Source organism: Microbacterium jejuense (genome assembly GCF_019511665.1).
GTDB lineage: Bacteria > Actinomycetota > Actinomycetes > Actinomycetales > Microbacteriaceae > Microbacterium > Microbacterium jejuense_A.
This window is the reverse complement of the sequence record NZ_JAEUAW010000011.1, coordinates 32303-47479: the sequence shown is the minus strand read 5'-3', so window position 1 is coordinate 47479 and position 15177 is coordinate 32303. Positions and strand designations below refer to the sequence as shown.

Annotated in this window: 15 protein-coding genes; 14 read left to right on the top strand and 1 reads right to left on the bottom strand. The window is 72.1% G+C overall.

All coding sequences use genetic code 11. The annotated features are described in order from the left end of the window. Window positions 1-223 precede the first annotated feature (223 nt). Window positions 224-1225 carry a LacI family DNA-binding transcriptional regulator gene (locus JNB62_RS14085; protein ID WP_220301525.1) on the top strand — a complete coding sequence of 334 codons (1002 nt, stop codon included), beginning with the start codon at window positions 224-226 and terminating at the stop codon, window positions 1223-1225. A gap of 22 nt (window positions 1226-1247) precedes the next feature. Here the strand turns inward: JNB62_RS14085 and JNB62_RS19260 are convergent, their stop codons facing one another. Next, entirely contained in the window at window positions 1248-1844 is a 597-nt protein-coding gene (locus JNB62_RS19260) for a MarR family winged helix-turn-helix transcriptional regulator (RefSeq protein ID WP_223231155.1), read from the bottom strand. A 117-nt stretch (window positions 1845-1961) separates the two neighbouring features. Here JNB62_RS19260 and JNB62_RS14075 point away from each other — a divergent pair, with 117 nt between their 5' ends. The 13 genes from JNB62_RS14075 to JNB62_RS14015 all read left to right on the top strand — a co-directional run bounded on the left by JNB62_RS14075 (window position 1962) and on the right by JNB62_RS14015 (window position 15170). Further along, the gene (locus JNB62_RS14075) at window positions 1962-2795 is read left to right on the top strand and encodes a MarR family winged helix-turn-helix transcriptional regulator (protein ID WP_223231154.1); all 834 of its coding nucleotides are present in this window, start codon (window positions 1962-1964) and stop codon (window positions 2793-2795) included. 141 nt (window positions 2796-2936) lie between these two features. Beyond that, complete coding sequence (locus JNB62_RS14070; protein WP_220301524.1) at window positions 2937-3629, top strand: sirohydrochlorin chelatase; 693 nt, start codon at window positions 2937-2939, stop codon at window positions 3627-3629. Between the two features lie 162 nt (window positions 3630-3791). Next, window positions 3792-5522 carry a nitrite/sulfite reductase gene (locus tag JNB62_RS14065; protein WP_374450984.1) on the top strand — a complete coding sequence of 577 codons (1731 nt, stop codon included), beginning with the start codon at window positions 3792-3794 and terminating at the stop codon, window positions 5520-5522. After that, window positions 5519-6262, top strand: coding sequence for a phosphoadenylyl-sulfate reductase (locus JNB62_RS14060; RefSeq protein ID WP_220301523.1), 744 nt, complete (start codon window positions 5519-5521; stop codon window positions 6260-6262). Before JNB62_RS14065 ends, JNB62_RS14060 begins: the two co-directional genes overlap by 4 nt. Continuing rightward, entirely contained in the window at window positions 6259-7239 is a 981-nt protein-coding gene (gene cysD / locus JNB62_RS14055; RefSeq protein ID WP_223231153.1) for a sulfate adenylyltransferase subunit CysD, read from the top strand. The genes JNB62_RS14060 and cysD overlap by 4 nt, the downstream gene beginning before the upstream one ends. Next, entirely contained in the window at window positions 7240-8586 is a 1347-nt protein-coding gene (locus tag JNB62_RS14050; RefSeq protein WP_220301522.1) for a sulfate adenylyltransferase subunit 1, read from the top strand. It begins immediately after the preceding gene. Window positions 8587-8658: 72 nt separating this feature from the next. Beyond that, on the top strand, window positions 8659-9747 hold the full coding sequence (locus tag JNB62_RS14045; protein ID WP_220301521.1) for an ABC transporter substrate-binding protein: 1089 nt from the start codon (window positions 8659-8661) through the stop codon (window positions 9745-9747). A 3-nt stretch (window positions 9748-9750) separates the two neighbouring features. After that, window positions 9751-10629, top strand: a complete 879-nt coding sequence (locus JNB62_RS14040) for an ABC transporter ATP-binding protein (RefSeq protein ID WP_223231152.1) — start codon at window positions 9751-9753, stop codon at window positions 10627-10629. Further along, a complete protein-coding gene (locus tag JNB62_RS14035; protein ID WP_220301520.1) occupies window positions 10619-11593 on the top strand; it encodes an ABC transporter permease in 975 nt (324 codons plus the stop codon). Before JNB62_RS14040 ends, JNB62_RS14035 begins: the two co-directional genes overlap by 11 nt. A gap of 104 nt (window positions 11594-11697) precedes the next feature. Next, a complete protein-coding gene (gene cobA / locus JNB62_RS14030; RefSeq protein ID WP_220301519.1) occupies window positions 11698-12504 on the top strand; it encodes a uroporphyrinogen-III C-methyltransferase in 807 nt (268 codons plus the stop codon). Beyond that, window positions 12501-13901 (top strand): FAD-dependent oxidoreductase, encoded by a 1401-nt coding sequence (locus tag JNB62_RS14025; RefSeq protein WP_308291813.1) that lies wholly within the window; start codon window positions 12501-12503, stop codon window positions 13899-13901. The genes cobA and JNB62_RS14025 overlap by 4 nt, the downstream gene beginning before the upstream one ends. After that, window positions 13898-14227 (top strand): ferredoxin, encoded by a 330-nt coding sequence (gene fdxA, locus JNB62_RS14020; protein ID WP_141896154.1) that lies wholly within the window; start codon window positions 13898-13900, stop codon window positions 14225-14227. The genes JNB62_RS14025 and fdxA overlap by 4 nt, the downstream gene beginning before the upstream one ends. Then, entirely contained in the window at window positions 14220-15170 is a 951-nt protein-coding gene (locus JNB62_RS14015; protein WP_220301518.1) for an NAD(P)/FAD-dependent oxidoreductase, read from the top strand. The genes fdxA and JNB62_RS14015 overlap by 8 nt, the downstream gene beginning before the upstream one ends. Window positions 15171-15177: the final 7 nt, after the last annotated feature.

Here is a 15177-nt window from a genome sequence, read left to right as displayed (position 1 = left end):
CGGGACCGCGTCGGCCCGCCGAGAGATCGATCTCTCAGACCTGGTCAGAGTAGACCGCTCGTCCATTCGTTGGCAAGAGCAACCTATTCGCGTGCCCGAAATCTCATGCTGCTGTCATGTTGTGGACGTGCAGGCGCACGTCATCGATGGGCTCGTGCGATGATTGCTGCGCAGAGATCGATCTTCCGGTGCCCTCGGGTGCCGCCGCTGCGGAGAGGACGTCATGGCAAGGCCGACCGTGCTCGACGTCGCCGCTGCGGCGGGCGTCTCTCGGGCGACCGCCGCTCGCGTGCTGGCCGGCGCCGAGAATGTCGACCCCGCCATGACGGCGGCCGTGCGCAAGCATGCCGAGCTGCTGGGCTACGAGACGAACTCCGCCGCGCGCATGCTCCGCGGCGGCCGCGCCGGCGCCATCGGCCTGATCCTCGCCTTCAACGAGCTGGGGAGCATCGGGGGCACGTTCTTCACGTCGGTGCTCAAAGGCGCCGCGATGGGGCTGTCAGCCGGCGAGGTGCAGCCCGTGCTGCTGCCGGCCGACCTCGAAGACCGAGAGCGGATCCCGCGGTTCCTGCGCTCCGGGTCGGTCGACGGGGCGATCGTCATCCTGCAGCACGAGATCACGCACCTGGTCGACCAGATCATGGACTCCCCGGTCCCGATCGCCTGGGTCGGGCGCCCCGCCGACGACGTCGGCTCTGCCCCGATCGTCGTCGACTGCGACAACTACGACGGCGGCGTCCAAGCCGGCCGCGCGCTGATCGAGGCCGGCCGGCGCCGGATCGGAATCATCACCGGCCCGCCCGACATGGCCCAGGCGAGCGCGCGCGCCCAGGGATGGACCGACGAGCTGGCCCGACACGGGATCAGCCCGGGGCCGATCGTGCACGGAGACTTCACCGTCGACAGCGGAGCGGCGGCCATGGCGCGTCTGCTGCAGCGCGACCCGCAGCTGGACGGGGTGTTCGCCTGCTCGGATCTGATGGCCTCGGGTGCGCTGCGGGTCCTGCAGGCGGCCGGAAGAGCGGTTCCCACCGACGTCTCGCTCATCGGGTTCGACGACGTGGCGATCGCCACCGCGTCGAATCCGCCGCTGACGACCGTGCGGCAACCGCTCGAAGAGATGGGCCGCACCGCGGCCGAGGCGCTGCTGGCGCGGGTGCGAGGCCAGGATGTCGCATCCGAGCACATCCTGCCCACCGCGCTGATCCGCCGCGAGTCGCTCTGACTCCGGCGCGGCCTGCCGCGACTCAGGCGCCCGGCCAGGAGTCGGCGAGCTTCGTGAGCAGCCGCGCGAGCTCTGCGCGCTCGGCATCGGTGAAGGCCGCCAGCGCGGCGTCGATCGCCTCGCGCCGCTCACCCCGGAATCCGCGGACGAGTCGCGTGCCGGCATCCGTCAACGCCACACGGGTGCGCCGCGCGTCGTCGGGGTCGGCTTCGCGGCGCACGAGGCCCAGCTCGACCGACTGCTGCACGAGCCGCGACGCGCGCGGCTGATCCACCCCGACGGCGTCGGCGATCTCGCCGACCGAGAGGGGATGGGATGCCGCGGCTAGCGCCTCCAGCAGCCGCATGCGCGCGGGGCCGCCGATGCGCGCGCCCCCGGCCCACGGCGGGCCGCCGCGGCCCCACGGCCCGCCGCGCCCCGCCGAGCCATCGGCGGACTCCGGGCCGAAGCCGTGCGGGCCGTGCATCCCATGAGGACCGCCGTGGCCTCGCGCTCCAGCGCCGTGCGGGCCGGGGCCATGCGGGCCCTCTGCCCATGGTGGTCGAGGCATGCGGCGTCCGCGCAGCCGGGCGAGGGCGGCGGCGATGGCGTCGGAGGGGTCGTCGGATGCGGACGGCATGCGCCCAATTTACATGTGACTTGACATGTACTCAAAGTGCATGTCACACTGCATGTACATGCAATTCGACATGTAATCCGCGGCCGGACACGCCGGCCGCCATCGAAAGGACTTCTCATGGACGACATGAATCAGAACGAAGAGAGCAACGACACCACCCCGACCGACCGCCCCCTCGGCTACTGGCTGCGCACGGTCGACGCCCTGATCACCGCCGCCTTCGCCGAGGCTCTGGACGCCGAGGGCGTCTCGCGCCGCGACTGGATGGTGCTCAACGTGCTCTCGGGCGACGTCGACGCCCCCGGCCTCACGGAGCGCCTCGCCCGCAAGGGCAAGCGCCTCCGGTCGTTCGAGGACCGCGGCTGGGCCCTCCAGCAGGGCGACGGCACGTGGGTGCTCACCGACCAGGGCCGTGCCGAGAAGGAGCGCATCGGCGCGATCGTCGACGGCATCCGCGCCCGTGTGACCGGCGCCGTCGGCGACGACGCGTACATGCAGCTCACCGGATCGCTCGAGGCGATCGCCCGCGAACTGGGCTGGGACGAGAGCACGGCGCGCGAGCGCGGCTTCGGCCGGCACGGATTCCGTCGGCCGCCGTTCGGCGCCCCGGGATTCGGTCCCGACGTCGCCCCGGGCTCCGGCCCCAAGTTCGGCGGACCCTTCGACCCCCGGCTGCGGTACGGCTTCGGCCCGAACCTGCACCGCGGATTCGGCCCGGGTCGCCCCGGCCGTCCGGCCGAGCGCGGCGACGAGCCGCTGCGCGGCTACGGCCCGCACGCCGGTGACGAGGGATGCCAGGGCCACCCGCACGAGGCTCACGGCCACCCGCACCAGGGTCACGGTCACCACGGCCGCGGTCACGGCGGCGGTGGTGCGCGTCGTGCGCAGGAGGCGTACGAGCGCGGCTTCGACGCCGGCTTCGCCCGCGGCCGTGAGGCCCGCGACGCCTGAGCCGCCGGCATCCTGACCACTGCTCCCCTGTCGCAGATGGTGGGCCACACCCACCACTTGCGGCAGGGGAGCAGTGCTTGGAGGGTGGATGCCGCGCGCCCGCGTCACACGCCCGACACAGGCGGCAGGCATGATGGGGGCGTGACACGTCCGGCGCTCCTCGCCATCTCGCACGGCACCTCCTCGTCCGCGGGGCAGGCCGCCGTGGCCGCCCTCGTGGACGCCGTCGCCGCCCGCCTGCCCGGCACGATCGTGCGCCTCGGGCACGTGGACGTGCAGCAGCCGGATGTGGCGGCATCCCTCGACGCGATCCCAGCGGGCACGCCGGTCGTCATCGTTCCGCTGCTGCTGTCGGCGGGCTATCACGTGCGCGTCGACCTCATCCGGCAGTCGGCGGGGCGGGATGCCGTCGTCATCGCGCCGGCGCTCGGGCCCGACGAGCGCCTGGTGGACGCGCTCGTGGCGCGCCTGGCCGCCGTCGCCCCCTCACCGCAGGACGCCCTGGCGCTCGCGGTCGCGGGGTCGAGCGACGACCGTGCCAATGAGGACTGCCGCATCACCGCGCGGATGCTGGGCGAGCGGCTGGGGCGCGAGGTCGCCGTCGGCTTCCTCGCCGCCGCCGATCCGCGCCTGGACGTCGCGGTCGCGCAGGCCGGCGATCGGGTCGTCGTCGCGAACTACCTGCTGGCGCCGGGGTACTTCCACGACCTCGCGGTGACGCTCGCGGGCTCGGCCCCCGTCGCACCCCCGCTGCTCGGAAGCGACCGGCCGCCGGCATCCCTCGTCGACCTCGTCGTGGATCGCTACAACGGAGCCGCCGGTTTGTCGGACTGAGTCCACAAAGCGACGGTCGTGCAACTGTGTGACGCACGATTACGCCGGTTAACGTCACTTGACGCTCGGGTAGGTCGACACGGCCCCCGCTTCTAGCCTCACGGAATGGGCTCGGTAGAGTCCCGCCCGGGGCCGCGCCCCGGGATCCACCCCGGAGGCACCGTGACCATCAGCGACACCGAACCGCACGCCGCGGAGCGCCCGCGCGCTGCCGTGCGCCCTCCGCGCCCGTCCTCCAAGCCGAACGGGCAGTGGAAGATCGACGGCAAAACCCCGCTCAACGGCAACGAGGAGTGGAAGCAGGTCGACGACGGCCTGAGCGTGCGAGAGCGCATCGAGAACGTGTACTCGAAGGGCGGCTTCCACAGCATCGACCCGACCGACCTGCACGGCCGCTTCCGCGTGTGGGGCCTCTACACGCAGCGCAAGCCCGGCATCGACGGCGGCCGCACCGCGACGCTCACCCCCGAAGAGCTCGAGGACGAGTACTTCATGTTCCGCGTCCGCATCGACGGCGGGCAGCTGACCACCGAGCAGCTGCGGGTCATCGGCGGCATCTCGACCGAGTTCGCGCGCGGCTCCGCCGACATCACCGACCGGCAGAACATCCAGCTGCACTGGATCCGCGTCGAGGACGTTCCCGAGATCTGGCGTCGTCTCGAGGCCGTGGGCCTGCAGACCACCGAGGCGTGCGGTGACGTGCCGCGCGTCATCCTCGGCTCGCCCGTCGCCGGCATCGCCGCCGACGAGCTGATCGACCCCACGCCGCAGATCGAAGAGATCTCGCGCCGCTTCATCGGCGACCCGACGCTGTCGAACCTGCCGCGCAAGTTCAAGACCGCCATCACGGGTCACCCCAGCCAGGACGTCGTGCACGAGATCAACGACGTCGCCTTCGTCGCCGTCGAGCACCCCGAGCTGGGCGTCGGCTACGACCTGTGGGTCGGCGGCGCGCTGTCGACCACCCCGCGTCTCGGCGAGCGCCTGGGCGCGTTCGTCCGGCCGGACCAGGTGGTGGATGCCTGGCACGGCGTGACCCAGATCTTCAGGGACTACGGCTACCGGCGCCTGCGCAACAAGGCGCGCCTGAAGTTCCTGCTCGCCGAGTGGGGCACCGAGAAGTTCCGCCAGGTGCTGCAGGACGAATACCTCGGGTACGCGCTGGCCGACGGCCCCGCCGCGCGCAAGCCCGCGACGCCCGGCGACCACGTCGGCGTGCACCGCCAGAAGGACGGCCGCTTCTACGTCGGCGTGACACCCATCGTCGGCCGGGTCTCAGGCCCGACGCTGACCCGCCTCGCCGAGATCGCCGAGGCGCACGGCTCTGCGCGCCTGCGCACGACGCCCCACCAGAAGATCGTGATCCTCGACGTGCCCGAAGACCACGTCGAGCCGCTCATCGCCGAGCTCGACGAGCTCGGACTGCAGGCGCGCCCCAGCCTCATCCGCCGCGGCACGATCGCGTGCACCGGCATCGAGTTCTGCAAGCTCGCGATCGTCGAGACCAAGGTCAACGCGACGGCCGCCGTGCTCGACCTCGAAGAGCGTCTCAATGGCTTCGAGCTGCCGCATCCGATCTCGCTCCACGTCAACGGCTGCCCCAACTCGTGCGCGCGCATCCAGACAGCCGACATCGGCCTCAAGGGCCAGCTCGTCACGATCGACGGCGAGCAGGTGCCCGGCTATCAGGTGCACCTCGGCGGCGGGCTCGCCTCGCAGGACCGCGACGAGCCCGGCCTCGGCCGCACCGTCCGCGGTCTCAAGGTCGCCGCCGACGGCATCGCCGACTACGTCGAGCGCGTCGTGACCCGGTTCCTCTCGGATCGGGATGCCGCCGCCGACGAGACCTTCGCCCAGTGGGCCCACCGCGCCGAAGAGGAGGCACTCCAGTGACCGTCTCGCTGGCACCCCGCATCGCCGTCAAGCGCACGCGCGAAGAGCTCAAGGCCCTGGCCGAGCGCGGCAACGAAGAGCTCGGCAGCCTCACCGACCACGAGGCATCCGCCGCGGAGGTCGTGGCGTGGGTCGCGCGGAACTTCTCGGTGGATGCCGCGGCCGTCGCCTGCTCGATGGCCGATGCCGCGCTGCCGCACGTCGTGGCCGAGCATCTGCCGGGCGTGGACGTCCTGTTCCTCGACACCGGCTACCACTTCACCGAGACCTACGCGACGCGCGACGAGGTGCAGCGGGCGCTGGACGTGCGGATCGTCGACGTCACGCCCGACCAGACCGTCGCCGAGCAGGACGCCGAGTTCGGCGCGAAGCTGTTCGAGCGCGACCCGGGCCTGTGCTGCGCGCGCCGCAAGGTGGCGCCCCTGCAGGACGCGCTCGGCGGCTACGAGGTGTGGTTCACCGGCGTCCGCCGCGACGAGGCGCCCACCCGCACCAACACGCCGCTCGTGACCTGGGACGAGCGCAACGGCCTCGTCAAGGTGAACCCGGTCGCCGCGTGGAGCTTCGACGACGTGCTCGAATACGCGGCCGCGCACCAGGCGCCCGTCAACCTGCTGGTCGGCTTCGGCTACCCCTCGATCGGCTGCGAGCCGTGCACAAAGCCGGTCGCCGCCGGTGAAGACCCCCGGTCCGGCCGTTGGGCCGGCACCTCGAAGACGGAATGCGGGCTGCACGTATGACCCTCTCGGACCTTCACGACGTTTCGTCTACCGACACCGCCCGGTCGTTGAGCGAGCGAGGAACGAGCGAGACGAAACGGGCTCACGCCCTCTCGACTCTGGACCTGCTCGAGGCCGAGGCGATCCACGTGATCCGCGAGGTCGTCGCCGAGTTCGAGCGGCCCGTGCTGCTGTTCTCGGGCGGCAAGGACTCCGTCGTCGTGCTGCACCTGGCCACGAAGGCGTTCGCGCCCGGCCGGGTGCCGTTCCCGGTGCTGCACGTCGACACGGGCCACAACTTCCCCGAAGTGATCGCGTTCCGCGACGAGACCGTCGCGCGCCTGGGCATCCGCCTCGAAGTCGCCCGCGTGCAGGACTACATCGACGACGGCCGTCTGCAGGAGCGCGCGGACGGCACGCGCAACCCGCTGCAGACGGTGCCGCTCCTGGATGCCATCGCCGCCGGCCGGCACGACGCCGTGTTCGGCGGTGCCCGCCGCGACGAGGACAAGGCGCGCGCCAAGGAGCGCATCATCTCGCTGCGCGACGAGTTCGGGCAGTGGGACCCGCGCAACCAGCGCCCGGAGCTGTGGAGCCTGTACAACGGCCGCCACACGCCCGGCCAGCACGTGCGCGCGTTCCCGATCTCGAACTGGACCGAGCTCGACGTGTGGCAGTACATCGAGCGCGAGGGCATCGCCCTGCCGCCGCTGTACTTCGCGCACGAGCGCGAGGTCTACGAGCGCGACGGCATGTGGCGGCCCGTCGGCCCGTTCTCGCCGCCGCGCGCGGACGAGACCGTCGAGGTGCGCACCGTCCGCTACCGCACGGTCGGCGACATGAGCTGCACGGGAGCGGTGGAATCGGATGCCGCCGACCTGGCCGCGATCGTCGCCGAGGTCGCGGTGTCCACCCTGACCGAACGCGGTGCCACGCGCGCCGACGACCGCCTCAGCGAGGCGGCCATGGAAGACCGCAAGAAGGACGGGTACTTCTGAATGTCCCTCGACACCCAGACACCGGTCGTTGAGCGCGCGGAGCGAGACGCGACGCGCCCGTCGACGCTGTTCCGCTTCGCGACCGCGGGCTCGGTCGACGACGGCAAGTCGACGCTCGTCGGCCGCCTGCTGCACGACTCGAAGGCGATCCTCGCCGACCAGCTCGAGCAGGTCGCCCGCACCTCCGCCGACCGCGGCTTCGCGCACGGCGCGTTCGACTTCGCCCTGCTCACCGACGGCCTGCGCGCCGAGCGCGAGCAGGGCATCACGATCGACGTCGCCTACCGCTACTTCTCCACGGGTTCGCGGTCGTTCATCCTCGCCGACTGCCCCGGCCACGTGCAGTACACGCGCAACATGGTCACCGGCGCGACGACGGCCGACGCCGTCGTGGTGCTGGTCGACGGACGCAAGGGCGTGCTCGAGCAGACGAAGCGCCACCTCGCCGTGGTCGCGCTGCTGCGGGTCCCGCACGTGATCGTCGCGGTCAACAAGATCGACCTCATCGGATTCTCGCAGGATGCCTTCGCCGACGTCGCCCGTCAGGCCGAGGTCGTCGCCGCCGAGCTCGGCATCGAGGATCTGCATGTGCTGCCGGTGTCGGCGCTGGAGGGCGACAACATCGTCGACCGCTCCGAGCGCACACCCTGGTACGACGGTCCCGCGCTGCTCGAGCTGCTGCAGACCCTGCCCGCGGCCGATGAGCTGGAGCAGCAGCTCGAGCCGCTGCGCCTGCCCGTCCAGCTGGTCCTGCGACCGCAAGGGGGGCTGGCACCCGACATCGCACCCGACGAGGCGGAGCGGCTGCGCGACTACCGTGCCGTGGCCGGACGCATCGCGAGCGGCGTGGTGCGCGTCGGCGACCGGGTCGAGCTGTTCCCGGCCGGCACGTCGGCAACGGTCAGCGGCATCCGCTCGGCGGGCGTCGAGGTGGCCGAGGCCACCGCGCCGCAGTCCGTGTCGCTCGAGTTCGACGCCGACATCGACGCCGCGCGCGGCGCGCTCGTCGTCTCGGCGGGCACGCTGCCGGCCCCGCAGCGCGAGGTCGACGCCGAGCTGTTCCAGCTCGACGGGCGGGCGCTGACCCCCGGCATCCGTGTCCTCGTCAAGCACGGGACGGCGACGGTCCAGGCGATCGTCGCGCAGATCGAGTCGCGGTACGACCTCGACACGCTCGCCCACGAGGCCGCCCAGGCCCTGCAGACCAACGACATCGGCCGCGTGCGGCTGCGCCTGGCGGCCGACCTGCCGCTCGAGCCGTACCGCACCAGCCGCCACGGGGGCTCGTTCCTCGTGATCCATCCGTCCGACGGCGCGACGCTCGCCGCCGGCATCGTGCGCGACTGAGCTCGTTGAGAGCTCTGGCCGTCGCACACATCCATCCCCATTGAGCACCACCCGACCTAAGGAGGCGACACCGTGAACAAGATCATCCGCACGACGACTGCACTCACAACCCTGGGACTCGTAGCGGCCATGATGGCCGGCTGCGCCTCCGCCGCGGCGGACGAGAAGCCCGCCGCCGACGCCACCTCTGCGGCGCCGTCGGTGAGCGAGATCCGTCTCGGCTATTTCGCCAACGTCACGCACGCGCCCGCGCTGGTCGGCCTCGAAGAGGGCCTGTTCGCCGACGCGCTCGGCGACGACGTGAAGATCACCACGCAGGTGTTCAACGCCGGGCCCGCCGCCATCGAGGCGCTGTCGGCCGGCGCGATCGACGCGACCTACATCGGCCCGAACCCGTCGATCAACACGTTCATCCAGTCCGGCGGCGCGTCCGCGCGCATCGTCGCCGGTGCGGCGATCGGCGGCGCGGCGCTCGTGGTGCGCGACGGCATCGACTCGCCCGAAGACCTGAAGGGCACGACGCTCGCCTCGCCGCAGCTCGGCAACACGCAGGACGTGGCGCTGCGCAAGTGGCTCGCCGACGAAGGCTACGAGACCGACACCGCGGGCGGCGGGGACGTGCACGTCACACCCACCGAGAACGCGCAGACGCTCACCCTGTTCCAGCAGGGCCAGCTCGACGGCGCGTGGCTGCCCGAGCCGTGGGTGTCGCGCCTCATCGTCGACGCCGGCGCGCACGTGCTGCAGGACGAGGCCGACCTGTGGGACGACGGCGCGTTCCCGACCACGGTGCTGCTGGTGCGCAAGGAGTTCCTCGACGAGCACCCCGACGTGGTCGCCGAGCTGCTCAAGGGCCACGAGGCGGCGGTGCAGTGGATCGCCGACAACCCCGACGAGGCGCCGGGAGTCATCAACGGTGCCATCGAGAAGGAGACCGGCAAGCCGCTCGACGACGCGGTCATCGAGCGCGCCCTGGAGCACGTGACGTTCTCGGTCGACCCCGTCGCCGACACGTTCGAGACGCTCGTGCAGAACGGCATCGACGCGGGCACGCAGAAGAAGGGCTCGATCGACGGGCTGTTCGACCTGCGCCTGCTCAACGAGCAGCTCAAGGCCGAGGGCGAAGACACCGTCTCGGCCGCCGGGCTCGGCGAGGACTGACACATGAGCGCCGCTCCCGCTCCCGCCTCCGGGTCCGCCTCCGCGGCCCCGGAGGCGGGCGCGCCCACTTCGGCGGGCACGCCCGCGAACCTGCTCGGCCCGAGCTTCGACGGCGTCGCGCCGGTCGCGCCCGCGGCGGCCACGTCCGCTCCAGCCGTCCGCATCGACGGCGTGTCCAAGCGGTTCGGCTCCGGCCCGGTCGTGCTCGACGACGTGTCGCTCGACATCGCACCCGGCGAGTTCGTCTGCCTGCTGGGCGCATCGGGATGCGGCAAGTCCACGCTCCTCAACCTCATCGCCGGTCTCGACAAGCCCACCGCGGGCAGCATCCAGACCCCGCCGGGCGGGTCGGCGGTCATGTTCCAGGAGTCGGCGCTGATGCCGTGGCTCACCGCGCGCCGCAACGTCGAGCTGGCGCTGCGCCTGCGCGGCGTGCCCCGCGCCGAGCGGGGTGACAAGGCCCTGTCGCTGCTCGACGCGGTGAACCTCGCGGATGCCGCCGACAAGCGTCCGCACGAGCTGTCGGGTGGGATGCGCCAGCGTGTCGCGCTCGCACGCGCCCTGGCGCAGGACCGCCCGGTGCTGCTCATGGACGAGCCGTTCGCCGCCCTCGACGCGATCACGCGCGACCTGCTGCACGAGGAGCTGGAGCGCGTATGGCGCGCCACCGGCCGCACCATCGTGTTCGTCACCCACAACGTGCGCGAGGCCGCGCGACTCGGCCAGCGCGTCGTGCTGATGGGCAGCCGCCCCGGCCGCATCGTGCAGGAGTGGCGGATCGCCAAGACCACCGGCCGCCGCATCGAATCGCCCGAGGTCGCCGCCCTGTCGGTCGAGATCACCGACCAGCTGCGCAAGGAGATCCGCCGCAATGCCGCGTGAACTGACCCGGTCGTTGAGCGAGGAGCGCAGCGACGAGACGAGACGCCCCGAGTCGACCGACCACGTCTCGTCTCGCTTCGCTCGCTCGACGACCGACGAGAGCGACCTGCGCAGCCTCGCGTCCGGTCTCGACAAGCTGCAGACCGACGCCGACACCGGTCCCGGCCGCTGGCGCCGCTTCGCGTTGAGCGTCCTGCCGCCTGTCGTGTTCCTCATCCTGCTGATCGTGGCGTGGCAGCTGTACATCGTCATCGCGCACCCCCGCCCCGACCTTGCGCCGTCGCCGGCCGCCGTGGTCGCGGCGCTGGGCGACGCGTGGGACACCGGTCGCCTCCAGCAGGCCGTCGCCACGAGCCTCGAGCGCGGCGTCATCGGATTCCTCATCGCGATCGTCGTCGGCACGCCGATCGGGCTGCTGCTGGCAGAGGTGCGTCCGATCCGCCGCGCCGTCGGCCCCATCATCTCGGGCCTGCAGGTCCTGCCGTCGGTGGCGTGGGTGCCGGCCGCCATCCTGTGGTTCGGCCTGTCGGACGCCACCGTGTACTTCGTGATCCTCATGGGCGCGATCCCGTCGATCGTCAACGGCCTCATCGCGGGCATCGACCAGGTGCCGCCGCAGCTGCGTCGCGTGGGCACGGTGCTGGGCGCCTCGCGCTGGCAGCTGGCGACCTCGGTGATCCTGCCCGCCGCGCTTCCCGGCTACCTCGCCGGCCTCAAGCAGGGCTGGGCGTTCTCGTGGCGTTCGCTCATGGCCGCCGAGATCATCGCCACGGGCGGCACCATCGGCTTCGGCCTGGGCTCGCTCCTCGACCAGTCGCGCGAGCTCGCCGACCTCGCCGGGGTGCTGGCCACCATCATCCTGATCCTCGCGATCGGCATCCTCATCGAGCTGGTCTTCTTCGGCCCGCTCGAGCGGCGCATGCTGAAGCGCCGCGGACTCCTCGTCACAGGAGGCACCCGATGACCGCCACCCGCTCTCGCCGATCCGAAGACCGGACTTCTGCGGGCTTTCCGGAGTCCCCGGCCGCCGGCATCCGGAAACAGAGCGAATCTCCGATTTCCGGACCGGTGGATGCCGCGTCCCCCGCCACCGGCAAGGTCTGGCTCGTCGGAGCCGGGCCGGGCGACGCGGGCCTGCTGACGCTCAAGGGGCTGCGTGCGCTCGAGGCAGCCGACGTCATCGTCGCCGACCGGCTCGGCGCCCGCGCCGTGCTCGACGGGCTGAGCGCCGACGGCGTGCACCTGCGCGCCGAGGTCGTCGACGTCGGCAAGCGTCCCGGCCACCACGCCGTGCCGCAGGACGCGATCAACGCGCTCCTGGTACAGCTCGCACAGGACGGCAAGACGGTCGTGCGGCTCAAGGGCGGCGATCCGTACGTCTTCGGCCGCGGCGGGGAGGAGCTGCTCGCGTGCCACGCGGCGGGCGTCGTCGTCGAGGTCGTGCCCGGTATCACCAGCGCCGTCTCGGTGCCCGCGGTCGCCGGCATCCCCCTCACGCATCGCGGCGTCGCGACGGCCTTCACCGTCGCGACCGCGCACGACCAGATCGAGGCGCTCGGCGGCGGACGCGACCACACCGTCGTGCTGCTCATGGGCGTCGGCACCCTCGCCAACTCGGCGATGACGCTCGCCCGCGGCGCACGCGGCGGCGACTGCCCCGTCGCGATCGTCGAGGACGGCTACGGCGAGCGCCAGCGCGTCACGATCGGCACCCTCTCCACCATCGCGCACCAGGCCGCCGCCCGCGGCGTGCGCTCCCCCGCGGTCGTGGTCGTGGGCGACGTCGTGCGGCTGAGCCCCTACGCGCCCGCCGAGCTGGCGACCCTCGACCTCGACACCTTCGACCCCCTGATCCGGAAGGCCCCTCTCTCGTGACCTCGTCGAATCTGCAGAACCTCCGCGTCGCGATCGTCGGCGCCGGCCCCGCCGGCATCTACGCGGGCAACATCCTGACCAACGCCGTGGCGGACGCCGGCGGCTCGGTGGCGATCGACCTGTTCGAGTCGCTGCCCGCGCCGTACGGCCTCATCCGCTACGGCGTCGCACCCGACCACCCCCGCATCAAGGGCATCGTGAACTCGCTGCACGAGATGCTGGATGCCGGAACCACGCGCTTCATCGGCAACGTGGAGGTCGGCCGCGACATCTCGCTCGACGAGCTGCACGAGCGCTACGACGCCGTGATCCTCGCGACCGGCGCCATCCGCGACGCCGCGCTCGACATCCCGGGCATCGACCTGCCGCGCTCGTTCGGCGCCGCGGACTTCGTGGCGTGGTACGACGGACACCCGGACGTGCCGACGGAGTGGCCCCTCGACCAGCGCGAGGTCGCGGTCATCGGCAACGGCAACGTGGCGCTCGACGTCGCCCGTGTGCTCGCGAAGCACGCCGTCGACCTGCGTCCGACCGAGATCGCCGACAACGTGCTCGCCGGGCTGGAGGCCTCGGCCGTGACCGACGTGCACGTCTTCGGCCGCCGTGGCCCCGGCGACATCAAGTTCACGCCGATCGAGCTGCGCGAGCTCGGCGAGGTGCCGAACGTCGACATCGTCGTGCACGACGAGGACTTCGTCGACGCCGACCCGGCGAACGCGGCGAACAACCAGCTCAAGGTCATGCTGCGCATCCTCAACAGCTGGCGCACGCGAGAGTCGACGGGAGCCTCCCGTCGACTGCACCTGCACTTCTACCACTCGCCCGTCGAGGTGCTCGGGACCCCCGAGACCGGTGTCACCGGCATCCGCTTCGAACGCAACGAGCCGATCGGCGACGGCCGCGTGCGCGGCACGGGCGAGTTCCGCGAGTTCGCGGTGCAGCAGGTCTACCGCGCCGTCGGCTACTACGGCACGCCTGTCATCGACGCGCCGTTCGACGAGCGCGCGGGTGTCGTCTCGAACGTCGAGGGACGGGTGAAGGATGCCGCGACCACGGGCGACCTCGACGCCCCGACGGTCGCCGGGCTGTACGCCACGGGCTGGATCAAGCGCGGCCCCGTGGGCCTCATCGGCCACACCAAGTCCGACGCGATGGAGACCATCGCGCACCTCGTCGCCGACGTCGAGGCCGGAAGCCTGACCGCACCGGTGGTCGACGGCGACGTGCTCGACCTGCTCGACGAGCGCGAGGTCGCCTTCACGACGTGGGACGGCTGGCTCGCCCTCGACGCGCACGAGCGCGAGCTCGGCGCGAACCACGAGCACACGCGCGAGCGTGTCAAGGTCGTGCCCCGCGACGAGCAGGTGCAGATCTCGCGCGGAGCGCTCGTCCCGTGACCTACGTCATCGCGCTGCCGTGCGTCGATGTGAAGGACCGCGCCTGCATCGACGAGTGTCCGGTGGACTGCATCTACGAGGGTGACCGGTCGCTGTACATCCACCCGGACGAGTGCGTGGACTGCGGTGCGTGCGAGCCGGTGTGCCCGGTCGAGGCGATCTACTACGAGGACGACCTGCCCGACGAGTGGCAGGACTACTACAAGGCCAACGTCGAGTTCTTCGACGACATCGGCTCGCCCGGCGGTGCCGCCAAGGTCGGCGTGATCCACAAGGACCACCCGATCATCGAGGCACTGCCCCCGCAGGGAGACGGCCATGACTGACGGGCCGACGACCGAGGTCGATGTCGTCATCGTCGGCGGCGGGCCCGCCGGCCTCTCGGCCGCGCTCAACCTCGGCCGCGCGCGTGCCTCGGTGGTGCTCGTCGACGCCGGCCGCCCCCGCAACGCGGCGACGCTGCGCTCGCACGGCTTCCTCACGCGCGACGGCGTGCCGCCGCTCGAGCTGCGCAAGCTGGCGCGGGCGGAGCTCTCCGCCTACGCGGACGTCCGCGTCCTCGACCGCACGCTGGTGACCGCCGTGCAGCAGCGCGAATGCGGCGGCGGCCGGTTCATCGCGGCGCTCAGCGGCAGGGCCGCCGGCATCCCACCCGCCGTCTCTGCCCGCTCGGTGCTGGTGGCGACGGGACTGCGCGAGACGCTGCCCGACATCCCGAGCCTGCGCGCCTACTACGGCATGACGATCTTCAGCTGCGCCGCGTGCGACGCGTGGGAGCTGCAGGACCGCCCGCTCGCACTCATCGGCGAGACCCCCGACCTCGCTGCGCGCGCCCGGCTGATCGCCCGCTGGACCGACCGGCTGACGGTGTTCACGAACGGGTCGGACGCGATCGACACCGTCGAAGAGGCCGAGCTCACGGCCTCGGGCATCGTCGTCGAGCGCCGCGCCATCGACGACCTCGAGGGCGACCGCGGCGACGTGTCGGCCGTGCGCCTGGTGGACGGGACGCGCATCGGCGTCGAGGGCGGCTTCGTGCGCCCGCAGTGGCACCCCGCCCTCGACTTCCTCGGCGGCATCGACCTCGAGCGCGACGAGTTCGGCAATCTCGTGACCGACCGCTCGGGGCGCACGTCGGTCGTGGGGCTGTATGCGGCGGGGGATGCCGCCTCCCCGGGCCCCCAGCAGCTCATCGTGGCCGCGGGCCAGGGCGCCCGCGCCGCGGCCGTGCTCGTGCACGACCTGATCGGCGTGCGCACGGCCCACTGAGGCGCGG